Source organism: Streptomyces sp. NPDC059443 (genome assembly GCF_042750105.1).
Classification (GTDB): Bacteria; Actinomycetota; Actinomycetes; order Streptomycetales; family Streptomycetaceae; genus Streptomyces.
On the sequence record NZ_JBHYVM010000023.1, the window covers coordinates 81,593 to 107,178 of the forward strand.

The window sequence follows — 25,586 nt, forward strand, 5'->3', positions numbered from 1 at the left end:
GCGCCGTCCTGCACGAACGACTGAGCCGGGGGGCTTTCGTGGACGACAACCACGCCACTTGAGACCGCTGTCGTGGCGATGACCACGGGGGAACGCGAGCTGCTCCGGTCCCGCGGAGGGGGCGGGACCGGAGCACGCCACACGAACGAGGGAGGGACCCGATGACCACGACGACGACCACGACCACGACGCACACGGGCACGGGCACGAACACCGACGCAGACGCAGTCACGGCCACGGCCACCATCCCCGACTGGGACGAGCTGGTCAGTACGGCGCTGCTGGGGACCGAGCGCCGCCAGGGCAGTCCCGAGGCCCTGCTCGGGGCCGCGGCCGTGCAGACGGTCCGGCGCCGGGCAGGGCTGCGGCCCGCCGAGGCCGGCCCGCGGGTCGAGCCCGCGCCGCACGATCCGCGGCCCGTACCGCCCGAGGCGGCCCGGCGGCGGCTCGCGCAGCTGCTGGCGGGCCGGACCGGTGCGGGCAGCGGCGGCGGGCGGCGGGGGGCCGCCCCGGATCTGACGGAGCTGCTGCCGCAGTGGCTGGCCGCCGCCGGACGGCACGGCTACCGGGCGCCGGCCGCGCTGGTCCCCGCACTCCTGGACGCGGCGCGGGCCCGCACCGACCTGCGTCCGCAGGCGCTGGCCCTGGCAGGGACGCGCGGGCTGTGGCTGGCCCGGCTGAATCCGGACTGGCGGTTCGCACTGCGCGGCGGCTCCGGCGGCGCCGGGGAACTGCCCGCGCCCACGGACACGGCGGGGGTGGAACGCCTGTGGCAGGAGGGGCTGTTCGCTGAACGGGTGGCGCTGCTCGGCACCGTACGGGCGCACGAAGCGGCGGCCGCGCTCCGGCTGCTGAGCACCACATGGGCCACCGAGCGGGCCGAGGACCGGCTGATGTTCCTCGATTCCCTGCGGGTGGGGCTCTCGCCGGGTGACGAGCCGTTCCTGGAGTCCGCGCTGGGCGACCGCAGCCGCAATGTCCGGGCGACCGCCGCCGAACTGCTCTCCGCGCTGCCGGAATCGGCACTGGCCGGGCGGATGGCGGAGCGGGCACTGGCCTGCGTCGGCCCGGAAGGGGTGACGCCGCCGGCCGAGTGCGACGCGGGCATGCTGCGCGACGGGGTGGTCAAGCAGCCGCCCGCCGGGCGCGGGGAGCGGGCCTGGTGGCTGGCACAGCTGGTGGAGTCCGCACCGCTGTCCTGCTGGCGGGAGCGGTTCGCGGGGCTCGGCCCGGCGGAGATCGTGGCGCTGCCGGTGGCCGAGGGCTGGGCGGAGGAACTCCACGCGGCCTGGTGCCGGGCGGCCGTCCGCCAGCGTGACCCCGCCTGGTCCCAGGCCCTGCTGGGCTCGGCCTCGGCCCCGCCCGCGACGGGCCCGGCGACGGCTTCGCTCGCCGAGCGGGCGAAGCTGCTGTCGATCCTCGGCGAGGAGGAACGGGCGGCGTGGGTCGCGGAGTTCATACGGGCCCACGGGCTGTCGGAGGCGTTCCAGCTGCTCGGAGTCTGCGTGGTGCCGTGGGCGGGGGCGCTGGGGCGGGCCGTGGTGGAGGCGCTGGACTCCGCGCGGGAGGCGGGCGGCTACCCGTGGAGCTTCAGCGGGGTGATGGGCCTGGCGGAACGCTGCCTCGACCCCGCGGAGGCGGACCGGCTCGACGCGGTGGCGGCGGCGCCGGCCGAGCCGGGGGGCGCGGCGGCGTACTGGTCGGAGGCCTTCCAGCGCCTGGTCGCCACGCTCCGCCTCCGCGCGGCGATGCACGCCGAACTCACCCCGCCGAGCCCATGACCCGGCGGGGCCGGACGCCGCGACGGGCGGAAGTCGCCCGACGCGGCGCGGGCCAGGCAAGATCCGAAAGAGCCGGCCTAGGCCGGCTGGCGGACGTGTTCGTGCACCCAGGCCACGATCTCCGTGGTCGTCGCGCCCGGCGTGAAGATCTCCGCCACGCCCTTCGCCTTCAGCGGAGCGATGTCCGCCTCCGGGATGATCCCGCCGCCGAACACCTTGATGTCCTCCGCGTCGCGCTCGGCGAGGAGTTCCAGCACGCGCGCGAACAGCGTGTTGTGCGCCCCCGAGAGGATCGACAGGCCGATCGCGTCGGCGTCTTCCTGGATCGCGGTGTCCACGATCTGTTCGGGGGTCTGGTGGAGGCCGGTGTAGATGACCTCCATGCCCGCGTCCCGCAGGGCCCGCGCGATCACCTTGGCACCTCGGTCGTGGCCGTCGAGACCCGGCTTGGCCACCACCACACGGATCGGACCGGTCACACCCATCGCACTGCCTCCCGAGTGAACGAACGTTAAGTACAGCATCGCGCACACCCCCGTTTCGCGGTCAACCACGAGGGGGAAATCACACGTGGGATGGCGTGCCGCCGCTCCCGTGCCGCCACCCCGTGCCGACAGCCGCACGGCACGGCGTGGCCGGCCGTCGCGGGCGCCGGGCACTCCGTCCCGGTCCCAAGGCAGTTGGGGGGAGGCCGTCCATGGGGCTGTCCATGTCCGGGGCCGCGCTGCGAGCCGGCCTACTGGAAGCGATCGTGCTCGGCGGGCACATCCTGGTGTATCCGACGGGGATGCGCCAGGAGCGGTGCCCCGCCACCACCGGCGAGCGTCCGCCCGTCCTGCTCCTGCACGGGTTCACCGACAACCGCTCTGTCTTCGTCCTGCTGCGCCGCGCCCTCGGGGCGGGCGGCCGGCGGCAGGTGGAGGCGTACAACTACTCGCCCTTCACCCTCGACCTGCGCGTCACCGCCCGCCACCTGGCACTCCGCGTCGAGGAGCTGTGCGAGCGCACCGGGCAGGAGCGGGTGGACCTGGTGGGGCACAGCCTCGGCGGGCTGGTGGGGCGGTACTACGTCCAGCGGCTCGGCGGCGACGCCCGCGTCCGTACGCTCGTCACGCTCGGAACCCCGCATTCCGGTACCCGCGTCGCGCCCTTCATGGACGCACATCCGCTGGTCCGGCAGATGCGCCCGGACTCCGAGGTGATGGCCGAGCTGCGCGCACCTGCGCCCGGCTGCCGGACGCGGTGCGTGGCGTTCTGGAGCGAGTTCGACGAGCTGATGGACCCGACCGAGACGGCCCGCATCGAACATCCGGACCTGGTGACGGAGAACGTGCAGGTCACAGGCATCGGACACCTCGCCCTGCCCGCGCACCCCACGGTCATCGCGGCGGTCCGGCGCGCACTCGACGGGCCCGGCCCGGCCGCCCTCTCCCACCCCGGCGCGGCCTCCGTGGCCTGACCGCGGGATCGCCCGAAACCGCACCGCCAGGCCAACATCACTCGAACGCATTTCGAACTCAAGGCCAAGGGTGCTTCTTTGGGCGACCGAAAGGCAGCCGAATGCCCGGTTCCCCCGCGACTAAAACCCGCCGAAGATTGTCGTTGCGAGTAACCGCCGGGTACAGTCACGCCACTGCTCTCCTCCGAGGAACCTCACATTCCTCGGCCACCCAGGCCCCCCGCTGCCGAGGCGAAAGAGAAGTTGGTGAACGACCGCCCCTCGTCGGGCCAGTACCCCAATCACGGGTACGACGGCCTTTCCACCACCACTTTCGCTGGCGATTCTGGGTACGCGCCCCATGAATCCCAGGGTCAGGGCTATAACTACGCCGCCTACGGTTCCTACGACACCGGTTCCTATGACACCGGCGCGTACGACACCGGCGGGTACGACACGACCGCCTGGACCACCCCGCAGAGCAGCTATCCCCAGCAGCCGCAAGCCGGTTACGACACCGCCGACGGCTACGACGGATACCTCTCGACCGTCCCCGCCCAGGCCGTCTCCACGGACTACCAGTCCACCGCCTTCGGCTACGACACGTCCGCAGAGCAGACCGGCCACTGGTCGGTCCCGGGCTACGCCGCCGAAACCAGCACCTACGACTACTCGTACGGCTACGAGCAGCCCCAGGAACAGCAGTACTCGTACGAGACGTACTCCGCGTACGAGGAGACCGCACCCGCGGCCTACACCGAGACTTCCGTCTTCGGGGTCGTCACCGACGAAGTCAACGACGAAGGCGATTCCGCCGCCGACGCCGCCCCCTACTCCGACGCCGACTCCGATGGTGACGCGGCCGCCGCCGAGCTCCGGGTGCACGACCTCCCCACCCAGGCCATGCCCGTCACGCTCGCGGCGCCGTCCGTGCCGCGCCCCTCGCGCCGCGCCGGCAAGTCCGGTAGCGGCGGCAGTGGTGGCAGCAGCGGCAGTGGTGGCAACACCCGCCGCCGCACGCCCGCGAAGCGTTCCGCCCTGCTGACCGTGGCCGTTCCTTCCGCCTGTGTGATGGGCGTCGCGGGTGTCGCCGCCGCATCCGTGGGCGGGCTGACCGGTCCGCCGAAGCCGTCCGAGGAAACGACCACGATGGCCGCGCCCGACCCGGCGTCCATCAAGCCGGTCGCGGCGAACAGCAAGCTCGATACCCAGCTCACCGCGCTGAGCGCCGACGCGGGCGATTTCGCGAACCGTGCGAGCCGCACCCAGGAGCGCATCGACCTGCGCCTGCGCCAGGACGAGGAAAAGAAGAAGAAGGCGGAGGAGGAGGCGGCCAAGGAAGCGGCGCGCCCCAAGTTCGTCCTCCCCGTCGAGCAGCACGGCCTGAGCGCGGGCTTCGGCCAGGCCGGGGTCAACTGGATGTCCGTGCACACGGGCATCGACTTCCCGGTGTCCTACGGGACTTCGGTCATGGCCGCCACCGACGGCACCGTGCGCAGCCAGTGGAACAGCGCCTACGGCAACATGGTGATACTCACCGCCCCCGACGGCACCGAGACCTGGTACTGCCACCTCAGCAGCGCCAAGATCCGCTCCGGCAAGGTCAAGGCCGGCGACGTGATCGCGTACTCCGGCAACTCCGGCAACTCCACCGGCCCGCACCTCCACTTCGAGGTACGTCCGGGCGGCGGCACCCCGATCGATCCCCAGGCCTGGCTGCGCAGCCACGACCTGGACCCGAACTAAGCACCGGCCCCCCGGCCCTCCGGCCGGCCGGTCACAGCCGACCGGCCCGCCATCTCTCCGGCCCCTAGAGCTTCTGCACCGGCGCGTACCGCAGCAGCAGCCGCTTCGGCTTCTCGTCACCGAAGTCGATGGTGGCCTGCGCGTCGGCGCCCGCGCCCTTGACCTCCATGACCGTGCCCAGCCCGAACTGGTCGTGCGTGACCCGGTCCCCGACCACCAGCGCGACGACCGGCTTGTCGGAGGCCCTGCGCGTCGCGAACCCGGACGGGCCCGACTTCGCACGCGACGAGGACAGGAACGACTCCGGCGAGGTCCCGAACGAGCTCCTCGAACCGCCACCGCCCGAGCCCGAAGACCCGTACCCCGAGCTCCGCATCGGGCCCGCCGGCTTCTGCGCCGCGCCGGTCCGCTTCCACTGGAGGTACTCGGCCGGGATCTCTTCGAGGAACCGCGACGGCGGGTTGTACGAGGGGGTGCCCCACGCGCTGCGCATCGAGGAGCGCGTCAGGTACAGCCGCTCGCGCGCCCGCGTGATGCCCACGTACGCGAGGCGGCGCTCCTCCTCCAGCTCCTTGGCCTGGCCCAGTGCCCGCATGTGCGGGAAGACCCCGTCCTCCATGCCGGTCAGGAAGACCACCGGGAATTCGAGGCCCTTGGCGGTGTGCAGGGTCATGAGGGTGATGACGCCGTTGCCGTCGGTGTCCTCGTCCGGGATCTGGTCGGAGTCGGCGACCAGCGCTACCTGTTCCAGGAACTCCGACAGCGTGCCGGGGCCCACGGGCGGTCCGCCGTTCTCGGCGGCCTCCGCCGCGGCGGCCTCCCGCGCCTGCTCGAACTCAAGGGCCACGGCGGCCAGTTCCTGGAGGTTCTCGATGCGCGTCTCGTCCTGCGGGTCGGTGGAGGACTGGAGCTCGGCGAGGTAGCCCGTACGCTCCAGGACCGCTTCCAGGACCACCGCCGGGCCCGCGCCCGAGTCGACGATCGTGCGGAGCTCCTCCATCAGCACGTTGAAGCGCTTGACGGCATTGGTCGAGCGGGCGGCCATGCCGAAGGCCTCGTCCACGCGGCGCAGCGCCTGCGGGAAGGTGATCTTCTCGCGCATCGCGAGGGCGTCGATCATCGCTTCCGCGCGCTCGCCGATGCCGCGCTTGGGCACGTTCAGGATCCGGCGGAGCGGGACGTTGTCCTCGGGGTTCGACAGGACGCGCAGGTACGCGAGGACGTCCCGGACCTCCTTGCGCTCGTAGAAGCGCACGCCGCCGACGACCTTGTAGGGCAGTCCGACGCGGATGAAGATCTCCTCGAACACGCGCGACTGCGCGTTCGTCCGGTAGAAGATCGCGACGTCGCCGGCCTTGGCGTCGCCCGCGTCCGTCAGCCGGTCGATCTCGTCGGCGATGAACTGGGCCTCGTCGTGCTCGGTGTCCGCGACGTAGCCGGTGATCACCGCGCCCGTGCCGGCCTCGGTCCACAGGTTCTTCGCGCGGCGGTTCTCGTTGCGCTCGATGACCGCGTTGGCGGCGGACAGGATCGTCTGCGTGGAGCGGTAGTTCTGCTCCAGCAGGATCGTCGTGGCGTCCGCGTAGTCCTCTTCGAACTGGAGGATGTTGCGGATGGTCGCGCCGCGGAAGGCGTAGATCGACTGGTCGGCGTCACCCACGACGCACAGCTCGGCCGGCGGCAGGTCCGGGTACCCGGTGCCGACCAGTTCGCGCACGAGCGTGTACTGGGCGTGGTTGGTGTCCTGGTACTCGTCGACCAGCACGTGCCGGAAGCGGCGCCGATAGTGCTCGGCGACCTCGGGGAACGCCTGGAGCAGGTGGACCGTGGTCATGATGATGTCGTCGAAGTCGAGGGCGTTCGCCTCGCGCAGCCGCCCCTGGTACATGGCGTACGCCTGGGCAAGGGTCTTCTCGAAACCGTCCACGGCCTGGGCGGCGAAGGCGTCCTCGTCGATGAGCTCGTTCTTCAGGTTCGAGATCTTGGCGTTGAAGGCCTTCGGCGGGAACTTCTTCGGGTCCAGGTCCAGATCGCGGCAGACGAGCGCCATCAGGCGCTTCGAGTCGGCCGCGTCGTAGATCGAGAACGACGAGGTGAAACCGAGCCGCTTGGACTCGCGGCGCAGGATGCGGACGCACGCGCTGTGGAAGGTGGAGACCCACATGGCGTTGGCGCGCGGGCCGACCAGGCCCTCGACGCGCTCCTTCATCTCGCCGGCGGCCTTGTTGGTGAAGGTGATCGCCAGGATCTGGCCCGGGTGGACCCCGCGCGCGCCCAGCAGGTGGCCGATGCGGTGCGTCAGCACGCGCGTCTTGCCGGAGCCGGCGCCGGCCACGATGAGCAGCGGGGAACCCGCGTGCACCACGGCGGCACGCTGCTCCGCGTTCAGCCCGTCGAGGAGCGCCGCCGGGTCGATGACGGGCCTGGGGGCGCCGTCCCGGTAGTACGCGTCCCCGCTCATGGGCATGTCGAACCGGCCCCCGAAGAGATCGTCCGCACCCGGCTCGGGGGCGGCGTGTTCCTCGGGCGGCGGCGGGACCTCGTCGGAGGGGGAGAGGTCGGCCAGGAAGCTGTCGTCAAAGAGGCTGCTCATCGCCTTCCGAGTTTAGAGGGCCGGACCGACAGCCGGTCCCGGCCCGGGAAATTCGGCGGCATATGCCCCGCGAATCCTGCGCGGACCCTTCCGAGGCGCCCCCTCCGCGACTAGCGTGCCCCGCCAACCGGAAGGAGGTGCCGGCCCGTGCACTCGTACGGATTCCCCTCGCTCCACCCCTCCCCCCACCACCGCAAGCCGCGCACCCGAAGACATCCGAACGCCCCGGCCGCCGCCGTCACGACCGCGGCCCTGTCCTCCTTGGGCCTGCTCCTCCCCCACCCCGCCTCGGCGGCCCCCGCGCCCCGCCCCACGGTGGAGGAGGTACGGGCCCGCGTGGACGAGCTGCACCGGCAGGCGGGCACCGCCACCCAGGCCTACGACGCGGCGGCCGAGCGGACCGAACGGCAGCGGGCCCTGCTCTCCTCGCTGATGGACCAGGTGGCCCGCACCACCCAGAAACTGAACGAGACCCGGCGGCTGCTCGGCGGCTACGCCGCCGACCGGTACCGCGGCTCCGGTTCCCTCGGCGGGACCACGGCCCTGCTGCTCGCCGACGACCCGCAGGCCTTCTTCACCCGGTCCCACCTGCTGAACCGGCTCGGCGACCGCGAGAACGCGCTGCTCGCGCAGTACACGCAGAGCAGGGCGGAGACGGCCCGGCAGCACCGGGAGGCGGGCAAGGTCGTCGCGGACCTGGAGAGCGCGCAGGAGGAGTTACGGGCGCGCAAGCAGGAGGTGCAGGACCGGCTCGCCGAGGCGAACACCCTGCTGGCGAAGCTCACCCGGCCGGAACGGGCGCAGGTGGAGGGCGTACGGGCCCCAGCGGGCTCGGGGGACCTGCCCGCCGACACCCCCGCGTCGGCGGCCGGCGCCGAGGCGGTGGCCTTCGCCCGGTCCCAGCTCGGGAAGCCGTACGTCTGGGGCGCGACCGGGCCGAACTCGTACGACTGCTCCGGGCTGACCCAGGCCGCCTGGCGCGCGGCGGGCGTCACACTGCCCCGTACCACCTGGGACCAGGCGGAGGCGGCGCCGCGGATCGCGATGAAGGACCTGCGCCCCGGTGACCTGGTCTTCTTCTACGGGGACATCAGCCACGTCGGGATCTACGTGGGCGGCGGCCGCATGATCCACGCCCCGCGCCCGGGTGCGTACGTCCGCGAGGACTCGGTCTTCTACCAGCCGGTCCACAGCGCCGTCCGGCCGGGCTGAGACCCCCCGCCACCCGGTCGTATTAACTACTCCGCGCGCGGCGTGGCGGGTGCGCCGTCCGGGCGGGATGCGACCGGGGCCGTTATTCCGGCGCGCGTGGCCGGGGACCACTGCGGAGTCGTTGCCGGGGACCACTGCAGAGTCCCCGACAGCTTTCCCGAGCTCTCCAGAGCTCTTGCGAGCTCTCCCGAGCCCTCCCGTGTCCCTCCCCCGAAGGAGCCCCGCCTTGATCCCGACCGCGACCCCGACCGCGACCTCGACCCCGACCCCGCCCCCGAGCCGCCGCCGTCCGGCCGCCCGTCTCTCCCGCGTCCTGCTGCCCGCGTGCGGAGCCGCCGCACTGGTCGCGACGGCGGTCGCGCCCGCGGCCGCGGCCCCCACGCCCGTGGCCTGCAGTGCCAGCGCCCTCGCCGGCGCCATCACCGCCGCCAACGTCTCGGGCGGCTCGCTGGAGCTGGCCGGGGGCTGTACGTACGCGCTGACCGCGCCGCTGCCGGCGATCAGCGCGGCGGTGACCATCGAGGGCCACGTCGCCACGATCACCCGCGCGCCCGCGGCGCCCGCGTTCGGGATCCTCGTCGTCGCGCCGAGCGGCAACCTCACCCTCAGCCACGTGATCATCACCGGCGGGGACGCGACCGCGACCTTCGGCGGCGGCATCCGCAACGACGGGATCCTCTCGGTGTCCGGGTCGATCATCAGCAACAACAAGGCCGGCTATTCGGGCGGGATCGGCGGCCTCACCGGCTCGACCACGACGGTCACCAGCAGCTTCATCAACAAGAACACGGCGGTGCACAACGGCGGCGGCTTCGCCAACGACGGGAACATGACGATCTCTCGATCCACCGTCAGCGACAACACGGCGCTGGAGAAGGGCGGCGGGGTGGCCAACGACGCGGTCCTGAAGATCGACCGGTCGGCGCTGACGAACAACTCCGCGAGCGGCCCGGCCGGACTCGGCGGCGGGATCGCCAACTTCGGCGGCCCCGGGGCGTCCACCACGCTCACCAGTGCCCTCGTGACCGGCAACCGGGCCACGGTGGCCGCCGGCGGGGTCTACAACAACACCGGGTCGGTCGCTTCGAGCGCGAGCACCATCGCGCTCAACCACCCGAACAACTGCACCACGAGCTCCCCGGCCGTACCCTCCTGCCCCAACTGAGCCCAACTGAGCCCAATTAGGACCAACTGGGCGACGACCGGCACGCATCGGTGTGTCGGTCACGCAGCGCCAGCCCGCGCGCGGGGCGCCCGGCGTGGCGCTCACCCTCCGTATCAGGGCGAGTTGACGGACCGTCGTCGGCTCGCCCTTCGGCCTGCTCCGCCAAGAGTGTTCGAGTCGCCGATTCCACCATCCGGACCTAGCGTCAAGCCATCGAGGGGCATTTCCTGCCTATCGCGGACAAATAGTTCGCGGCTGCACCTCGGGGACCCGGAGGATTCACCATGCGTGCGATACGTGTCGCATCCGTCGCCCTGCTGTCCACCGCCGCTCTCGCGCTCGCCGCGCCGATGGCCTCGGCCAATGACGGCGGGACCACGCCCAACGTCACGTCGTTCGGCTTCACCGTCTCCCCCGCCACCGTCGCCCCCGGTGGCACCGTCACCCTGAACGCCACCGGCTGCCAGGAGCCCCTGGTCAAGGTCTCCTCCGGCATCTTCGACGCGGTCGAGCTCAACGAGGGGAAGCCGGCCACCGCCAAGGTCGACGCGGACGCCAAGCCGGGCGCCCAGTACGAGGTCACCTTCGACTGCAAGGGCGAGAAGGGCACGACCACCCTCACGGTCGCGGGCCACTCGACCGGCACGGGCACCACCACTCCTGCCAAGGGCGTCAAGGCCGGCCTCGGCGGCGGCGCCGGCGGCCTGAACGGCACCGAGATCGCGGCCGGTTCCGCGCTGCTGGCCGGTGCGCTCGGCGGTGGCGTGTTCCTCATGCGCCGCCGCGCCGGCGGCAACGCCTGACCGTAGGTCCCCGGCCCACGGCCTCCTGACCGCCGGGCCCGTCCGACTCGCACCTGACGACCGGACGGGCCCGGCCCAAGACGTCCCGCCCCCGGAAGGAGACCGCATCACATGCCCCGCCAGCAGGAGCGTACGAAGCCTCGCGGCGGCTGGGGCGTCGTCGCCGTGGTCGCCCTCAGCGGCACCTTCCTCCTCACCAACGGCCTCGACCCGAACGGCGGACCGCCCCAGCCCGCGAACGCCGCCACGCTGGTCACCGACCCGGTCCACGACGAGGCGGCCCGCCGCCTCCCCCCGGCCCCCGCACCGCTGAAGCCCTCCCCGCCGACCCGGATCCGGGTGCCCTCCGTACAGGTAGACGCCCCCGTCACCCGCGTCGGCCTCGACTCCGAGGGCTGGGTGGAGGCCCCGCCGCCGCAGGACAAGAACCTGGCCGGCTGGTACGAGGGCTCCCCCGCCCCCGGTGCGCAGGGCACGACGGTGATCGACGGCCACGTGGACAACAAGCAGGGCCCGGCGGTCTTCTACAACCTCGGCTCGCTCAAGGAGGGCCAGCACATCGAGGTGGACCGGCAGGACGGCGGCACCGCCGTGTTCACGGTGTACGGCATCGAGGTCGTCGGCAAGAACGCGTTCCCGGCCCGGCGCGTCTACGGCTCCAAGGGCGCCCCGGAGCTCCGCGTGATCACTTGCGGCGGCGGCTTCTCGAAGAAGACGGGGTACGACGGCAACGTCGTCGTCTTCGCCCGCCTGACCGCGATCCGCTCATAGCCACCGCCTAGGCTCTTCGCATGACCGTTCTGATCAATGTCTTCCTCGGCCTGCACATCATCGGGATCGCCTCGCTCCTCGGCGGCTTCCTCACCCAGATGAAGGTGATGAGCGCCGGGACCGCCCGCTTCGTGCCCGCGATGCTGCACGGCGCGCTGACCATGCTCGTCACCGGCGTGCTGCTCGTCGGCTTCCGCGAGATGGACGGCGGGACCGTCAACAACATAAAGATCGGCGTGAAGCTCGCGATCCTCTTCGTGATCCTGGCGCTCGTCTACGTCAAGCGTGACGAGGAGCAGGTGGAGAAGGCGCTGTTCGGCGCGGTCGGCGGACTGACCATGGTCAATATCTTCATCGCCGTCCTCTGGCACTGACCACGGAAGGCCATCGGCCGACAAGATCCGGTCGGATGCGGGCACTTACGATCATCTCGTCATCCGACCGTTACCTCCGGGTCTAGCGTCCTCCTCCAAGCACCGAGAGAGGAAGGACGTGAGGCCCTCGTGGCCAGTCATCGAAAGCCCAGGCAGCGCCCGCTTTCCGGCAGCACCGCACGGACCACCGTACGCACCACCGCCGCCACCCTCGCCCTCGCGGGCGCTGCCACCGCCACCGCGTTCGAAGGCACTTCCCAGGCCGACCCCCAGCCGACGCCCTCGCAGGTCAAGGCCGAGGTGGACCGGCTCTACGAGGAGGCCGAGGCCGCGACCGACCAGTACAACGGGGCGAAGGAGAAGGCCGACGACGCGGAGCGCGCGCTCTCCGGACTGCAGGACGAGACCGCCCGCAAGACCGATCAGCTCAACACCGCCCGCAGCGCGCTCGGTTCGCTGGCCGCGACCCAGTACCGCAGCGGGACCCTGGGCGCCGCCGTCCAGCTGGCGATGTCCGCCAGCCCGCAGGAGTACCTGGACGGGGCCACCCTCCTCGCGCACACCGGCTCCCGCCAGGCCGTCGAGATCGCCGTGGTGCGCCGCAAACTCGACGAGGTCGGGCACCTCAAGGAGCAGGCCGCCGGACGCCTCGCCGATCTGCGCGCCCGACAGGGCGAACTCGCCGGCCACAAGGCCGAGATCGAGGCGAAGCTGACCGCCGCGCAGCAGCTTCTGGCCAAGCTCACCGCCGAGGAGCGCGCGGCCTACGAGGCCCGTTCCGGCACCGGCGCCGCCCCCGCCGGCGCGCGGACCCCGGCACCGGCCCCGCCGCCCGCCGACGGTTCCCGCGCGGCCCGCGCGGTGGCGTTCGCGTACGGGGCGATCGGCAAGCCGTACGTATGGGGCGCGACGGGACCGGACTCGTACGACTGCTCGGGCCTGACCCAGGCGGCCTGGGGCGCGGCCGGGGTGTCGCTCCCCCGCACCACCTACACCCAGATCAACGCCGGGCAGCGGGTCTCCCGCGACCAGCTGGCCCCCGGCGACCTGGTGTTCTTCTACTCCGGGGTCTCCCACGTCGGCATGTACATCGGCAACGGCCAGATGATCCACGCCCCGCGCCCCGGCTCCACGGTGCGCCTCGCCCCGGTGGACTCGATGCCCTGGGCCGGCGCCTCCCGCCCGGCGTGAGGGCCGCTACGAGGTGATGGCCGCTCCGTGTGAGGGCCGCTACGGCGCCTTGACCACCGTGGTCAGCCAGCCGAAGGTCTGCGGCAGCTGCTTCGACCACGCTTCGAGGTTGTGCCCGCCGGTGACCTTCTCCGCGTGCACCTCCGTCGGGTTCTTCGCGAGGGCCTTGAGGTCCGTGCCCGACGAGTAGCCGTCCTGCTCGGCCCCCGACATCCACAGCGCGACCGCCGGCGGTGTGTGCGCGGCCGTGAGCAAGTTCTTCAGGTTGTGGGTGCGCCGCATCTCCGGGTCCTGGGCCACCAGCGAAGTGGGCTCCTGGCCCGGGTCGTTGTAGCCGGACAGGGAGACGGCCGCGCTGTAGCGGTCGGGATGCAGGATCGCCAGCTTGGCGGCGCAGTACGCGCCCGCCGAATATCCGGCCACGCCCCAGGTGCGGGCCTCGTCCGACACCCGGAAGTTGTCGACGACCATCTTGCGGACGTCGACGCTGAACCAGCTGTCGGCGTTGACCTTGCCGGGGATGTTGGCGCAGCCGGTGTCGCCGTTGCCCAGCAGCATGGCGCGCGGCGAGACCAGGATGAACGGCTGCACCTTGCCGCTCTTCATCAGCGGCTCCAGCACCTCGTGTGCGTGGAGCCCCTGGAACCAGGACTTGCCCGTCCCCGGTATGCCCGGGATCAGCTCGACCACCGGGAACTTCTTGTCCTTGAAGGCGGGGTCGTCGTACTGCGGCGGGAGCCACACCATGACGTCGCCCTTGACCCCGGAGATCTTGCCGTTGAGCTCGGTCTTCTTGACCCGGCCCCCGAGGCCGTCGACCGGCTCGAACGCCTGGACCACCTTCGGCTCCGCCTTGACCTCGGCGGCCTTCTTCCCGCCGAGTCCGTCCGGGCCCAGGTCGGGGGCGGCGGTGACGTACTTGCCGGTGCCCATCAGGTCGCCCCAGGAGGCGTAGAAGTTCGCGTCGCGGTTCACCGCGATGAACACCAGGGCCACGGCGGTGACCTGCGCGAAGAGCACCATCAGGCCGCGCGAGCCGACGCGTACGACGGCGGGGCCGCGCACCTTGCTCCATACGGCCAGAGGCAGGGCGACGGCGATCACGGTCAGGACGACCGCCGCCACGAAGAGGGGGGTCCCCGTCAGACTCATCACGCCACCCAAGAGGGCGGCGCGAGGCCGCCCGGTTGCTCCCGGCCCATGCGTCGTGGATCACATGCGCCCGGGCCGAATGGGCCCGGACCAGGTGTTTTCCGACCAGATGTGCTCAGACCAGACGTCGGGCCGTCGCCCAGCGGGTGAGCTCGTGACGGTTGGACAGCTGGAGCTTCCTCAGGACCGCCGAGACGTGCGATTCGACCGTCTTGACCGAGATGAAGAGCTGCTTGGCGATCTCCTTGTACGCGTATCCGCGCGCGATCAGCCGCAGCACCTCGCGCTCGCGCTGGGTGAGGCGGTCCAGGTCCTCGTCGACCGGCGGGGCGTCCGTCGAGGCGAAGGCGTCGAGCACGAAGCCCGCCAGGCGCGGCGAGAACACCGCGTCCCCGTCCTGGACCCGGAAGACCGAGTTCACCAGGTCGGTGCCGGTGATCGTCTTGGTGACATAGCCGCGCGCGCCGCCCCGGATGACTCCGATGACGTCCTCGGCGGCGTCCGACACCGACAGCGCCAGGAACCGTACGGGGTCCTCGGCGGCCGTCATCAGCGGGGCGCAGCGGCGCAGCACCTCGACGCCGCCGCCACCGGGCAGGTGCACGTCGAGGAGCACCACCTCGGGGCGCGTGGCGGTGATGACGGTGACGGCCTGGTCCACGTCGGCTGCTTCGCCGACGACCTCGACCCCGGTCCGCTCGGTCTCGCCGATCTCGGCCTGGACCCCCGTGCGGAACATCCGGTGGTCGTCGACGAGCACCACCCGGACCCGCCTGCCTACCGCACCGTTGGTCGCGTTCGCGTTGTCCTCGGTCATGCTGCCTTCGCCGCCCTCTCCATTTCCAGCTCGACTTCCGTGCCACCGTCGGGCGCGGACCGCAGCCGCGCGGTCCCGCCGTTGCGCTGCATCCGGCCGATGATCGATTCTCGTACGCCCATCCGGTCGTCCGGTACCGCGTCCATGTCGAAGCCCGGTCCGCGGTCCCGTACGGACACGAACACCGTCTGGCCCTCCACCTCCGCGTACACCTGGACGGGGCCGCCCTCGCCACCGTACTTGGCGGCGTTGACCATCGCCTCGCGCGCGGCCTGCATCTGTGCCGCCAGCTTCTCGTCGAGGGGGCAGTCGCCGACGACGACCACCTCGATGGGGACGCCGTGGTGGTCCTCCACGTCGGCGGCGGTCTTCTTCACCGCTTCGGCCAGTGTCGTCGGCTCCTCGGCCTCGTCCTTGCCGGTGCCCTCGGGCTTGTACAGCCAGTTGCGCAGCTCCCGCTCCTGGGCCCGCGCGAGGCGGCGCACCTCTCCGACGTCCTCGGCGTTGCGCTGGATCAGGGTGAGGGTGTGCAGCACGGAGTCGTGGACGTGTGCGGCGACCTCGGCGCGCTCCTGGGCGCGGATGCGCATCAGGCGCTCCTCGGAGAGGTCCTGGGTCATCCGGATCAGCCAGGGACCGGCGAGGAGGGCGACGCCGACGAGGACGGCGAGGGTGGCGGTCAGTACGTTGCCCAGCTGGGCGGCGGAGCCGCGCACGACGATGAAGACCGTCAGGCCGACGCCGACCAGGGCCACTCCCGCGAGCGCACGGGCGGTCTGGAGCAGCCGGGCGTGCCGGCCGACGGCGTCGTTCCAGTGGGCGCGGCGGGCGTTGTCGGCCTGGCGCCAGACGAGGACCACCCCGGCGCCGACCAGCAGGAGCGGCCACACGTACCGCCCGGAGGCGCCGCCGACCTGGACCTTGGAGATGAAGATGCCGGCGCCGACGCACAGCGCGATCAGCGCGGTGATCTGGCCCCGCTCGGGCTTGCGCAGCCGCCGGGTGCCGTCGGGGAGGGTGTCGAAGAAGGAGCGGTGGCCGCTGCGGCCGCCGACTCCGAGCGGTACGAAGACCCAGAACGCGGCATAGAGCAGGACGCCGAGGCCGTCGCCCCACATGAACAGGCCGAAGAAGGCGAGCCGGACCCAGATCACGGGCAACCCGAGGTGCCCGGCGAGGCCGCGCGCGACACCACCGAGCATGCGGCCGTCGGCGCTGCGGTAGAGCTTGCGCGGCGGCGTCTCGTCGGAGTCGGGTGCGTACGGCGTGCGGGGGGCGGCTGCTACGGGCATGTCACCGATGGTCACACGTGCGCGGAGCCCGGGACATCAGGGCAGCCCCCCAGTTCTCTCGGGGGGATATCAGGGTTGCGCCAGGGTGGATCCGGATGCCCACGGCGACGGCGGGCCGTCACCATGGACGCATGACCGAAGTGCACGATTCCCCGCCACCGGACGCAGGCTCCGGTTCCGGTGCGAGCGCCGCAGCCGCACCGCCGCCTGCCGAGCACCCTCCCCTGCGCCGCAGCAGGCGCGACAAGGTGCTCGCGGGCGTCTGCGGAGGGCTGGGCCGGTACTTCGACCTGGACCCGGTGATCTTCCGGATCGTGCTCGGCGTCCTCGGGGTGACCGGCGGCGTCGGTCTGATCTTCTACGGATTCGCGTGGCTGCTGCTGCCCCAGGAGGGCGAGGAGGACAGCGAGGCGAAGAAGCTGCTGACGGGCCGGGTCGAGGGCTCGACCCTGACGGCGGTGTTCGCCGCACTGGTGGGCTGCGCCCTGTTCCTGTCGATGCTGGACAACGGCGGACTGGCGGTCTTCTCCGTCCTGGCCGCCCTGGCGCTGGGCGGCGCGGCGTACTGGTCGCAGCGCCACCGCAAGAACCTCGCGCCCGCCCCTGAGGAGAGGGCCGCCGCCGGCGCCGACTTCGTGTGGCCGGCGGCGACGCGCACCGGGCACCGGACCGCGCACAGCCCGGCGCCGCCCGAGACCCAGGCGCCGCCCGCGCCCGGCGGCCCGTCCTGGTGGCGGGACCCGCTGGTCAAGGACGGCACCACGGGGCCGGTCGGCTCGACCGGGTATCTGTGGGGCCCCGACGAATCCGACTCGGCAGCCCCGGAGGGTCCGGCGGCGGCCCCGGGCGCGGCCCCCGTCCGCAGGGCTCCGCGCGGTGGCATGGGCGGCCGGGTGTTCGTGCTGGCCGTGCTGGCCGCGGGCGTCTCCACCGCCTCGGTCTGGGACGGCAGCACCATGAGCCATGCGCTCCAGGTCGGCTTCGCCTCGGCCCTCGCCGTCTTCGGCCTCGGTCTCGCGGTCAGCTCGGTCAAGGGCCGTACCGGCTTCGGCACCGTGCTGCTCTCGGTGATCACGGCCGGGCTGCTGGCCGGGGCGGTCGCGCTGCCCAAGGAGATCGGCACCGACTGGAAGGACATCAACTGGCGGCCGGCCTCGGTGGCCGACGTGGCGCCGCGGTACACGGCGGACAATGCGATCGCCACCTTGGACCTGAGCCACCTGGACGTCCCCAAGGACACCCGACTGACCGTCGACGCGCGGATCGAGGCGGGCCGGCTCAAGGTGATCCTCCCGAAGGAGGTCACCGCGCGGGCCGAGGCCACGATCAAGCTGGGCGACCTCCAGATGCCCGGCGACAAGCCGGGAGCGATACGCATCAAGTCCGGCGGCGAGACCCGCCGCGAGACCCTGCCGCCCGCCCCGGGGTCCGAAGCGGGCGGGACGATCGAGCTGCACCTGAGCGCGGGTGTGGGACAGGTGGAGGTGGCCCGTGCGGCGTCATGAGTTCCTGCCGGGACGGCTGATCGCGGGCCTGGTCCTGATGGCGGCCGGAGTGCTCTATCTGCTCGGCGCAGCCGGTGAGGCCGACCCGCCGTGGTTCCTCGTCCTGCTGATGACCCTGGGCGGGCTCGCCTTCGCCGCCGTGGTCGGCCTGGTGACCTATGCCGTGCGCAGGGACAGGCGCGACCGGATCACCGAGTCCAGCGACAGGTAGGGCGCCCCGGCGAGGATCAGCGGGAGCCAGGCCATCAGATAGACCAGGTCGTTGCCGTAGTAGTACGGGGTCACCGCCCAGGACACCGTGAGCCACAGGCTGAGCGAGATCAGCGCCCCGCCGACGGCCGCGATCCGGGTCAGCAGGCCGGCCAGGACACCCAGGCCGACCAGGAGTTCCCCGATCGCCAGGGCGACGGCGAAGCCGACGGGCGCCTTCAGGGCCAGGTCCACCAGGGCCGGGATCGCGGAGGTGTCGCGCACCCCGCGCATCAGCTCGCCGATGGAGCCGTCGCCGGTGGCGGAGAGGAACGCGGGGTCGGTCAGCTTGTCCAGTCCCGCGTAGACGAAGGTCACGCCGAGGAAGATCCGCAGGGGCAGGAGCGCGTGGCGGGCCGCGAGTGCGCGCAGGCCGCCCGGCCCGGGGGAAGCGTCGGCGGAGGAGGCGGAAGGGACGTCAGTTCGGGTCACGCGACATGTGTACCCCCTTCACTCGGCCACGTCGATCGTGCACCGGTTGGATTCCACTCCTGCGGCGGTGACCACTTGGATCTCGATGCGGCCGGGTTCCACTTCCGCCGGCACGGGCACGGTCAGCACGGCGTCGGAGGGGTTGGTGAATCCGCCCGCCACCGGGACCAGCGGCACGTGCACGTGGACCGCCCCGACCCGTACCACCAGCCGGGCGAGCATCTCCGGAGTCTGCGCCCCGGGCGGCACGAAGCCCACGCCCCGGATCTCGATGTCGTCCCCGGGACGGATCGCCCCGTCCAGATCCCCGGGCTCGCGCCTGCGCACCACCGACAGCACCAGCGGGCGGCTGCCCTCGGCGTACTTCGCCGCCAGGTACACGGCCGCCGACAGCGCCACCAGCAGCGCGAACGCCCACGGCAGCTGCGGCAGCCGGTCCGGGAAGCGGGCCAGGGACACCGCCGCGAAGGCCAGTACCACCGTGGAGACGAGCACGTACTGGGCGTCCGGGAAGGACCCCCGGCCCGCGTCGTCCGTCAGCAGGTCGGCCCCGGTCGGACGGTCCGCCGGCAGCTTCTGCAGCCGCTGCCCCATGATCCGTACGGAGACCACGCGGCGCACGAGCACCGCCACCGCCGAGGTCAGAGCGAGCACCGCCAGCAGCGGCAGGGCCCGCCCGAGCGCGAGGCCCGCGTACAGCGCCTGACGTTCCGGTCCGGGCTCGGAGGCGGCGAGCCGCAGTGCGGGGAGCAGCGTCCCGAAGGCGGTGAGAACCAGCCAGGCGCTCGGCACCGCCTTCGAGGTGGAGAGCCGGTTGTCCTCGCCGACCAGCGGGGCCAGCAGCCCGCCCCGGAGGGTCTGCGCGCGGGCCGCCACGGTCAGCAGGGCGGCCAGCACGAGCGCGGCCAGCAGGGCGGCGGTGCGCGCGGTGGACCAGCCGTTGCCGAGCGCGGTGCCGACCTGGACCAGCAGCAGCACCCCGGCGGCGATCCACACGGCGAGCACGGCCCGCCGCGAGAGCAGGTACAGCCATGAGTGCCCGGCTTCCCGCCCCCGGTCGGCGACCGTCCGGGCGGACAGGGTCAGCTCGTCGGAAACCCACTGGCGGGAGGCTCCGAGCGAGTGGGCCACGGCGGCCGGCAGCCCCTGCCCGGCGGCGAACTCGTCGCGCTTCTCCAGGAACGCGGCGACAGCGCGCCGGTGCCCTTCGCGGGCGCAGTCGTCGCAGGCGCATGCGGCGGTATGAGTACCTCTGGACATCTCTTGGACAGCCACGAACGTGCCGCCTCTCTGAACTACGGTGCAATGCCTGCGAATTGTGCACCACTGCGGCAGTGTTCCGGATTGCGCACGATGTCAGAGCAGGTGATTAACCGTTCATGATGTTGACGCCACCTGTTCCAGCAGCGGCTGGCAGCTCACCCAGGCCGCCAGATCGGACCCGAACCGCTCCCGTGTGGCCACCGCGCTGTGGTGGCCGATGAGCACCGGCTTCCCGGCCGCCCGCGCGATCAGCTGCACCTGTGCGGCCCGCTCCGCCGCGATGAACCACCAGGCCGCGGCCTCCACCGAGTCCCCGACCGTGAGCAGCCCGTGGTTGCGCAGGACCAGCGCCTTGTACGGGCCCAGGGCGCCCGCGATCCGGCCGGCGTCCCCGGCGGCGGTGTACTCGTCGAGCAGTGCGTGGTCCTCGTAGAAGGCGCAGGCCTCCTGGGTGATCGGGGCCAGCAGTTCACCGAGGGCGGCGAGCGCCCTGCCGTACGGGGACTGCGTGCGTACGACGGCCACCACGGCGGGCCGGGCCCGGTGGACGGCGGCGTGCACGGCGAAGGCCAGCTGGTTGACCCGGCGCTCCCCCTGGCGGACCCGGCCCTCCCCGTCGACCAGCAGCAGGTCTTCGGCGCCGAGGGCGCCGAAGGGCCGGCCGAAGGGGTTCACCCAGTAGCAGTCGTCGAACTCCGGGTCCCGGACGGTGACGTGCCCGCCCACCCCGTCCTCGTACCCGAGCCGCCCCAGCAGCCGCAGCACCCCGGCGAGCCGCTCCTTGCGGTGCGCGCGCTCCTCGGCGGCGGTGGCGAACGCGGGAGGCATCTCGAAGCCCAGCCGCTCGACGGGCACGGGTGCGGGCGCGGATGTGGATGCGGGTGCGCCTTCGCGTGCGGGCTGCTCGGCCATGGCCCCTCCTTCAAGGTCGCGGCGCAAGGTACCGGCGGCCGGGCGAAGAGGCCATACATGCGGCGAGGCCGCCGCTCCCTGCCCGGGAGCGGCGGCCTCGTCACGTCCTTCTGGAACCGCGGCCTGCGGAAGGGTGGGACTACTCCCACTCGATCGTGCCCGGCGGCTTGCTCGTGCAGTCCAGGACCACGCGGTTCACGTCCGGCACCTCGTTGGTGATGCGGGTGGAGATCCGCGCGAGGACCTCGTACGGCATGCGCGTCCAGTCCGCGGTCATCGCGTCCTCGGAGGAGACGGGGCGCAGCACGATCGGGTGGCCGTAGGTGCGGCCGTCGCCCTGGACGCCGACGCTGCGGACGTCCGCGAGCAGGACGACCGGGCACTGCCAGATCTCCCGGTCCAGGCCGGCCGCGGTGAGCTCGTGGCGGGCGATGGCGTCGGCCTCGCGCAGCAGGTCCAGGCGCTCCTTGGTGACCTCGCCGACGATGCGGATGCCCAGGCCGGGGCCCGGGAAGGGCTGGCGCTGGACGATCTCGGCGGGCAGGCCGAGCTCCTGGCCGACCATCCGGACCTCGTCCTTGAACAGCTGGCGCAGCGGCTCGACGAGCTCGAACTCGATGTCGTCGGGGAGCCCGCCCACGTTGTGGTGGGACTTGATGTTCGCGGTGCCGGTGCCGCCGCCGGACTCGACCACGTCCGGGTACAGGGTGCCCTGGACGAGGAAGGCGACGGCGGGGCCGTCCTCCTGGAGGATCTCCAGCTGGGCCTGCTCGAAGACGCGGATGAACTCGCGGCCGATGATCTTGCGCTTGGTCTCCGGGTCGGAGACCCCGGCCAGCGCGTTCAGGAAGCGCTCCTGCGCGTCGACGACCTTCAGCTGCACGCCGGTCGCGGCGACGAAGTCCTTCTCGACCTGCTCGGTCTCGCCCTTGCGCATCAGGCCGTGGTCGACGTAGACGCAGGTGAGCTGCGAGCCGATGGCCTTCTGTACGAGCGCCGCCGCCACGGCCGAGTCCACGCCGCCGGAGAGGCCGCAGATGGCACGCTTGTCGCCGACCTGCTCGCGGATGAGCGCGACCTGCTCCTCGACGATGTTCCCGGTGGTCCAGGTGGGGGCCAGGCCCGCGCCCCGGTAGAGGAAGTGCTCCAGGATCTGCTGGCCGTGCGTGGAGTGCATCACCTCGGGGTGGTACTGCACGCCGTACAGCTTCTTCTCGTCGTTCTCGAAGGCCGCGACCGGCACGACGTCGGTCGACGCGGTGACGGTGAAGCCCTCGGGCGCGGCGGAGCAGGCATCGCCGTGGGACATCCACACCGACTGGCTCTCGGGGGTGCCCTCGAAGAGGGTGGAGCCGGTCTTGGAGACGGCCAGCGGGGTACGGCCGTACTCGCGCGCGCCGGTGGCGTCGACGGTGCCGCCGAGGGTCGTCGCCATGAGCTGGAAGCCGTAGCACATGCCGAAGACGGGGACGCCGGACTCGAACAGGCCGAGGGCGTCGTCCAGGCGCGGGGCACCCTCTTCGTACACGGAGGACGGGCCGCCGGAGAGGATGATCGCCTTCGGGTCCTTGGCCAGCATCTCGGCCACGGGCATCGAGCTGGGCACGATCTCGGAGTAGACCCGTGCCTCGCGGACTCGGCGGGCGATGAGCTGGGCGTACTGGGCACCGAAGTCGACGACGAGAACAGTGTCCGGAGCGCTGTCGTGGGTGGCGGAGATGGCTTCAGGCACGGGGCAGGCCTTCCGGCGGAAGAGGGGGTTGTTTTGTCGATTCTAACGGGGGACGGATGGGCCTCTTCGTCTCACCATCCGAACTTGCTTGGTCCGGAGCGGCACAGAGGGCCATAATCCGTTCCATGCGCAAGCAGCTGAGCTTCCTCTTTACCTATGGCACCGGCCGGTCCGGTCGCCATGGGTCATCGTGATGCTCGCTTGAGCCACTGACTTCCAAGAGCGCCCCGGTCCGGACAGGACCGGGGCGCTCTGGCGTTCCGCTCCTGGCCGGCAAGATCACCAACGACCAGCAGGAGAAGAACCATGAGCGTCACCACCACCCCCGAGCAGCTGATCGCCGACTCCCGCGAGCGGATCGACGCCCTCGACGACCGGATCATCGGACTGATCCAGGAGCGGATGGCCGTCTCGACCGTCATCCAGGAGGCCCGGATCGAGTCGGGCGGGCGCCGGGTGCACCTGTCCCGGGAGATGGAGGTGCTGGGCCACTGGAGCGACGCCCTCGGCAAGCCCGGCACCTCGCTCGCCATGACCCTGCTGGAGCTGTGCCGCGGCCGCGTCTGAGGCCATGGGTTCCCGTGACGCGTGTTCGTCACCCGTCCGGACCGTGACCGCCCCCGGGGCCCTTCGTTGATGCGGGTGTCCGTGCCAGCCAGGCGCGGAACCGCAACACCACGCGTGGCTCCGCTGGAGCGATGAGACGCACGCCCTGTGGAGCGTGCGTCGTGGGACCTCGCTCCTTCGCGTGACCGGACGGCAGGGGACAGCGGTCCGGTCACCCCATAGGAAGACGGCCGGCCCGGGGGACGCCCCGGACCGGCCGTTCTTCTGTTCTACGAGACCGCGCGCCTACGAAACCGCGCGCCTTCGGAGCTACGCCCGCGCGGAGCCCCTGCGGCGGAACGCCACGAACAGCGCGCCCGCGCCGGGAGAGGCCGTGGCGGAGGCGCTCGGGGTCGGGACCGCCCACCTTGACCCGGGTGGTGGCCGACCGGAAGGTGGCCCCCTTGGCCGTGCCGGTCATCGTCAGGTCGACGGTGGTACCGAGCTTGGCGCCCTTGGCCGCGCTCACGTCCAGCGCCGCGATCGTCGAATCGTGCGGCCAGAGGTGGTTCTCCGTGCACGTGACCGCGGTGTCGGTCACCTCGCAGTCGCTGGTGGCGACTTTCTCATGCCCCCTTGACCATCGAACACCGGTAGCAGTTGCACACCCCCCGTGTGACGGACACCACAGACGAGAGTCCCGGATTCCGGTACAACCATCAAGCTTGAACATCTGTCACTTATGTACTCGGTGGGTACGGCGCTCGGAGGGGGAGCGCCGTACCCACCGCGCATTTCCCGCCGTCTTCACTCCGCGGGTTCCGCCGCCTTCGCGCGCGGCGGGATCTCCGGGACCGCAAGGAACGGCAGGCGCAGCGCCCCGAAGGCCTCCTTCGGGACCGCCGGACGGGCCGGTTCCACTGCCGACAGGCGGGCGTAGGCCGCGCCCTGCTCCGGGCGCGGGTCGTGCTCGCCCTTGTTCGGCCAGTAGGACATGGCCCGTTCCGCCTGCGCGGTGATGGTCAGCGACGGGTTGACCCCGAGGTTCGCGGAGACCGCCGAGCCGTCCACCACCGAGATGCCCGGGTGCCCGTAGAGCCGGTGGTACGGGTCGACCACGCCCTCCTCGGGCGAGGCGCCGATCGGGCAGCCGCCGAGGAAATGGGCCGTCAGCGGGGTACCCATCAGCTCGCCGACGTTACTGCCCGCAAATCCGTTGATTTCCTCCGCGAGCAGCGTCGCCGCCTGCGTGGCCTCGACGATCTGTACCGGATTGGGCGCTCCGTGGCCCTGACGGGCGGTGAGCAGACCCTTCCCGAGCCCGCCGGGCTTGCGGTAGGTGGTCAGGGAGTTGTCGAGCGACTGCATGACCAGCCCGATGATGGTCCGCTCCGACCAGCGCCGGTTGGAGAGCGAGCGCAGGAGCTGCACCGGGTGCTTGGCGGTGCGCCCGAACCAGGCCCGGACCCGGTGCGGGGAGTACGGCACCTGGAGGATCGTCATGAACCCCATGGCGTTGGAGCCCTTGCCGTAGCGCACCGGCTCGATGTGCGTGTCGGCGTTGGGGTGCACGGAGGAGGTGATGGCCACGCCCCGGGTGAAGTCCGCGCGCTGGTCCTTGCCGTGCCGCTTTCGGTAGCGCCGGTCATCGGTCTGAGCGCCTACGAGGCCTTCGGAGTTGGTCCGGGTCAGGTCCCCGAGCCGGTCCGACAGGCGGGGAAGCTCGCCGAGGTCCTTCATCGTGTGCAGCAGGGTCTGGGTGCCGTACGTGCCCGCCGCGACGACCACGTAGCGGGCGCGCAGCACCTTGGCCCTGCCGCGGCGGCGGCCGTCGGTGGGGACGGTCCGGACGCGGTGGCCGCCGGCCGGGTCCTCGGAGAGGGCGGTGACGGTCGTCATCGGGTGGATGACGGCGCCGGCCCGCTCGGCGAGGTGCAGGTAGTTCTCGTTCAGGGTGTTCTTCGCGCCGTGCCGGCAGCCGGTCATGCACTCGCCGCACTCGGTGCACGCCTTGCGGGCGGGGCCGGCGCCGCCGAAGTACGGGTCGGCGACCTCGTCCCCGGGTCGGACCTCGGCCTGGTCCTCGGCGTCGTCCCCGTCCCCGAAGAAGACGCCGACCGGGGCCATGTGGAAGGAGTCGGCGACGCCCATCGCGGCGGCGGCCGCCTTCAGGTGCACGTCGGAGGGGGTCATCGTCGGGTTGAGCCGCACCCCCAGCATCCGCTTGGCCTGGTCGTAGTACGGGGCGAGTTCCGCGTGCCAGTCCGTGATGGACGCCCACTGCCGGTCCTCGAAGAAAGGGGTCGGCGGCACGTACAGGGTGTTGGCGTAGTTGAGCGAGCCGCCACCCACCCCGGCGCCCGCGAGCACCATCACGTTGCCGAGCAGGTGGATGCGCTGGATCCCGTACAGGCCGAGGGCCGGGGCCCACAGGTAGTTGCGGATGTCCCAGCTGTTCTTCGGCAGGCTCTCGCGGGTGAAGCGGCGACCCGCCTCCAGGACGCCGACCCGGTAGCCCTTCTCGGTGAGCCGCAGCGCCGAGACGGCCCCTCCGAAGCCCGATCCGATGACGATGACGTCGTAGTCGTAGGACTCAGACACGGTGCTGCCCC

22 protein-coding genes are annotated in these 25,586 nt (G+C 72.0%); 12 read left to right on the top strand and 10 right to left on the bottom strand.

Annotated features, from left to right (window positions below; translation table 11 throughout):
• Window positions 1-161: 161 nt before the first annotated feature.
• The gene (locus tag ACFXDJ_RS22425; protein WP_384660734.1) at window positions 162-1,781 is read left to right on the top strand and encodes a DUF5691 domain-containing protein; all 1,620 of its coding nucleotides are present in this window, start codon (window positions 162-164) and stop codon (window positions 1,779-1,781) included.
• A 77-nt stretch (window positions 1,782-1,858) separates the two neighbouring features.
• On the opposite strand, the gene ACFXDJ_RS22430 is transcribed toward ACFXDJ_RS22425, so the two are convergent.
• The gene (locus ACFXDJ_RS22430) at window positions 1,859-2,266 is read right to left on the bottom strand and encodes a cobalamin B12-binding domain-containing protein (RefSeq protein WP_384661915.1); all 408 of its coding nucleotides are present in this window, start codon (window positions 2,264-2,266) and stop codon (window positions 1,859-1,861) included.
• Window positions 2,267-2,478: 212 nt separating this feature from the next.
• On the opposite strand from ACFXDJ_RS22430, the gene ACFXDJ_RS22435 reads away from it, so the two are divergent.
• Both ACFXDJ_RS22435 and ACFXDJ_RS22440 read left to right on the top strand, forming a co-directional pair.
• Window positions 2,479-3,240 (top strand): esterase/lipase family protein, encoded by a 762-nt coding sequence (locus ACFXDJ_RS22435; protein ID WP_384661918.1) that lies wholly within the window; start codon window positions 2,479-2,481, stop codon window positions 3,238-3,240.
• Window positions 3,241-3,486: 246 nt separating this feature from the next.
• Window positions 3,487-4,965, top strand: a complete 1,479-nt coding sequence (locus tag ACFXDJ_RS22440) for a M23 family metallopeptidase (protein ID WP_384661920.1) — start codon at window positions 3,487-3,489, stop codon at window positions 4,963-4,965.
• A gap of 64 nt (window positions 4,966-5,029) precedes the next feature.
• On the opposite strand, the gene pcrA is transcribed toward ACFXDJ_RS22440, so the two are convergent.
• Complete coding sequence (pcrA, locus tag ACFXDJ_RS22445; RefSeq protein WP_384661923.1) at window positions 5,030-7,558, bottom strand: DNA helicase PcrA; 2,529 nt, start codon at window positions 7,556-7,558, stop codon at window positions 5,030-5,032.
• 147 nt (window positions 7,559-7,705) lie between these two features.
• On the opposite strand from pcrA, the gene ACFXDJ_RS22450 reads away from it, so the two are divergent.
• From ACFXDJ_RS22450 to ACFXDJ_RS22475, 6 genes are all read left to right on the top strand, one after another.
• Window positions 7,706-8,770, top strand: coding sequence for an NlpC/P60 family protein (locus ACFXDJ_RS22450; RefSeq protein ID WP_384661926.1), 1,065 nt, complete (start codon window positions 7,706-7,708; stop codon window positions 8,768-8,770).
• Window positions 8,771-8,996: 226 nt separating this feature from the next.
• Window positions 8,997-9,935 carry a hypothetical protein gene (locus ACFXDJ_RS22455; RefSeq protein WP_384661929.1) on the top strand — a complete coding sequence of 313 codons (939 nt, stop codon included), beginning with the start codon at window positions 8,997-8,999 and terminating at the stop codon, window positions 9,933-9,935.
• Between the two features lie 284 nt (window positions 9,936-10,219).
• On the top strand, window positions 10,220-10,738 hold the full coding sequence (locus tag ACFXDJ_RS22460) for a hypothetical protein (RefSeq protein ID WP_384661931.1): 519 nt from the start codon (window positions 10,220-10,222) through the stop codon (window positions 10,736-10,738).
• 111 nt (window positions 10,739-10,849) lie between these two features.
• Window positions 10,850-11,509 carry a class F sortase gene (locus tag ACFXDJ_RS22465; RefSeq protein WP_384850067.1) on the top strand — a complete coding sequence of 220 codons (660 nt, stop codon included), beginning with the start codon at window positions 10,850-10,852 and terminating at the stop codon, window positions 11,507-11,509.
• A 20-nt stretch (window positions 11,510-11,529) separates the two neighbouring features.
• Window positions 11,530-11,883, top strand: a complete 354-nt coding sequence (locus ACFXDJ_RS22470) for a hypothetical protein (RefSeq protein WP_384653199.1) — start codon at window positions 11,530-11,532, stop codon at window positions 11,881-11,883.
• Between the two features lie 129 nt (window positions 11,884-12,012).
• A complete protein-coding gene (locus tag ACFXDJ_RS22475) occupies window positions 12,013-13,074 on the top strand; it encodes an NlpC/P60 family protein (RefSeq protein ID WP_384653198.1) in 1,062 nt (353 codons plus the stop codon).
• A gap of 39 nt (window positions 13,075-13,113) precedes the next feature.
• On the opposite strand, the gene ACFXDJ_RS22480 is transcribed toward ACFXDJ_RS22475, so the two are convergent.
• The 3 genes from ACFXDJ_RS22480 to ACFXDJ_RS22490 all read right to left on the bottom strand — a co-directional run bounded on the left by ACFXDJ_RS22480 (window position 13,114) and on the right by ACFXDJ_RS22490 (window position 16,335).
• Complete coding sequence (locus tag ACFXDJ_RS22480; protein ID WP_384653196.1) at window positions 13,114-14,226, bottom strand: alpha/beta hydrolase; 1,113 nt, start codon at window positions 14,224-14,226, stop codon at window positions 13,114-13,116.
• A 115-nt stretch (window positions 14,227-14,341) separates the two neighbouring features.
• Window positions 14,342-15,043, bottom strand: a complete 702-nt coding sequence (locus ACFXDJ_RS22485) for a LuxR C-terminal-related transcriptional regulator (protein ID WP_384653194.1) — start codon at window positions 15,041-15,043, stop codon at window positions 14,342-14,344.
• The gene (locus ACFXDJ_RS22490) at window positions 15,040-16,335 is read right to left on the bottom strand and encodes a PspC domain-containing protein (protein WP_384653192.1); all 1,296 of its coding nucleotides are present in this window, start codon (window positions 16,333-16,335) and stop codon (window positions 15,040-15,042) included. Before ACFXDJ_RS22490 ends, ACFXDJ_RS22485 begins: the two co-directional genes overlap by 4 nt.
• Before the next feature lie 131 nt (window positions 16,336-16,466).
• On the opposite strand from ACFXDJ_RS22490, the gene ACFXDJ_RS22495 reads away from it, so the two are divergent.
• Complete coding sequence (locus tag ACFXDJ_RS22495) at window positions 16,467-17,840, top strand: PspC domain-containing protein (protein ID WP_384653190.1); 1,374 nt, start codon at window positions 16,467-16,469, stop codon at window positions 17,838-17,840.
• Entirely contained in the window at window positions 17,827-18,051 is a 225-nt protein-coding gene (locus ACFXDJ_RS22500) for a hypothetical protein (protein ID WP_384653188.1), read from the top strand. The genes ACFXDJ_RS22495 and ACFXDJ_RS22500 overlap by 14 nt, the downstream gene beginning before the upstream one ends.
• Here ACFXDJ_RS22500 and ACFXDJ_RS22505 read toward each other — a convergent pair.
• From ACFXDJ_RS22505 to guaA, 4 genes are all read right to left on the bottom strand, one after another.
• A complete protein-coding gene (locus ACFXDJ_RS22505) occupies window positions 17,997-18,521 on the bottom strand; it encodes a DoxX family protein (RefSeq protein ID WP_384653186.1) in 525 nt (174 codons plus the stop codon). The two genes, ACFXDJ_RS22500 and ACFXDJ_RS22505, sit on opposite strands and share 55 nt — an antisense overlap.
• Window positions 18,522-18,539: 18 nt before the next feature.
• Window positions 18,540-19,781 carry a hypothetical protein gene (locus ACFXDJ_RS22510; RefSeq protein ID WP_384653204.1) on the bottom strand — a complete coding sequence of 414 codons (1,242 nt, stop codon included), beginning with the start codon at window positions 19,779-19,781 and terminating at the stop codon, window positions 18,540-18,542.
• Window positions 19,782-19,898: 117 nt separating this feature from the next.
• On the bottom strand, window positions 19,899-20,696 hold the full coding sequence (locus ACFXDJ_RS22515) for a class II aldolase/adducin family protein (RefSeq protein WP_384653185.1): 798 nt from the start codon (window positions 20,694-20,696) through the stop codon (window positions 19,899-19,901).
• A gap of 139 nt (window positions 20,697-20,835) precedes the next feature.
• Window positions 20,836-22,428, bottom strand: a complete 1,593-nt coding sequence (gene guaA, locus ACFXDJ_RS22520) for a glutamine-hydrolyzing GMP synthase (protein ID WP_384653183.1) — start codon at window positions 22,426-22,428, stop codon at window positions 20,836-20,838.
• Window positions 22,429-22,680: 252 nt separating this feature from the next.
• On the opposite strand from guaA, the gene ACFXDJ_RS22525 reads away from it, so the two are divergent.
• A complete protein-coding gene (locus tag ACFXDJ_RS22525; protein WP_384653202.1) occupies window positions 22,681-22,995 on the top strand; it encodes a chorismate mutase in 315 nt (104 codons plus the stop codon).
• Between the two features lie 786 nt (window positions 22,996-23,781).
• Here ACFXDJ_RS22525 and ACFXDJ_RS22530 read toward each other — a convergent pair.
• The gene (locus tag ACFXDJ_RS22530) at window positions 23,782-25,575 is read right to left on the bottom strand and encodes a GMC oxidoreductase (protein WP_384653179.1); all 1,794 of its coding nucleotides are present in this window, start codon (window positions 25,573-25,575) and stop codon (window positions 23,782-23,784) included.
• Window positions 25,576-25,586 lie beyond the last annotated feature (11 nt).

What these genes read in the sequence shown, in the direction of transcription:
- ACFXDJ_RS22425 (WP_384660734.1), top strand. Translation starts at nt 162, where the DNA reads ATGACCACGACGACGACCACGACCACGACGCACACGGGCACGGGCACG.
- ACFXDJ_RS22430 (WP_384661915.1), bottom strand. Translation starts at nt 2,266, where the DNA reads ATGGGTGTGACCGGTCCGATCCGTGTGGTGGTGGCCAAGCCGGGTCTC.
- ACFXDJ_RS22435 (WP_384661918.1), top strand. Translation starts at nt 2,479, where the DNA reads ATGGGGCTGTCCATGTCCGGGGCCGCGCTGCGAGCCGGCCTACTGGAA.
- pcrA (WP_384661923.1), bottom strand. Translation starts at nt 7,558, where the DNA reads ATGAGCAGCCTCTTTGACGACAGCTTCCTGGCCGACCTCTCCCCCTCC.
- ACFXDJ_RS22460 (WP_384661931.1), top strand. Translation starts at nt 10,220, where the DNA reads ATGCGTGCGATACGTGTCGCATCCGTCGCCCTGCTGTCCACCGCCGCT.
- ACFXDJ_RS22465 (WP_384850067.1), top strand. Translation starts at nt 10,850, where the DNA reads ATGCCCCGCCAGCAGGAGCGTACGAAGCCTCGCGGCGGCTGGGGCGTC.
- ACFXDJ_RS22470 (WP_384653199.1), top strand. Translation starts at nt 11,530, where the DNA reads ATGACCGTTCTGATCAATGTCTTCCTCGGCCTGCACATCATCGGGATC.
- ACFXDJ_RS22480 (WP_384653196.1), bottom strand. Translation starts at nt 14,226, where the DNA reads ATGAGTCTGACGGGGACCCCCCTCTTCGTGGCGGCGGTCGTCCTGACC.
- ACFXDJ_RS22485 (WP_384653194.1), bottom strand. Translation starts at nt 15,043, where the DNA reads ATGACCGAGGACAACGCGAACGCGACCAACGGTGCGGTAGGCAGGCGG.
- ACFXDJ_RS22490 (WP_384653192.1), bottom strand. Translation starts at nt 16,335, where the DNA reads ATGCCCGTAGCAGCCGCCCCCCGCACGCCGTACGCACCCGACTCCGAC.
- ACFXDJ_RS22495 (WP_384653190.1), top strand. Translation starts at nt 16,467, where the DNA reads ATGACCGAAGTGCACGATTCCCCGCCACCGGACGCAGGCTCCGGTTCC.
- ACFXDJ_RS22510 (WP_384653204.1), bottom strand. Translation starts at nt 19,781, where the DNA reads ATGTCCAGAGGTACTCATACCGCCGCATGCGCCTGCGACGACTGCGCC.
- ACFXDJ_RS22515 (WP_384653185.1), bottom strand. Translation starts at nt 20,696, where the DNA reads ATGGCCGAGCAGCCCGCACGCGAAGGCGCACCCGCATCCACATCCGCG.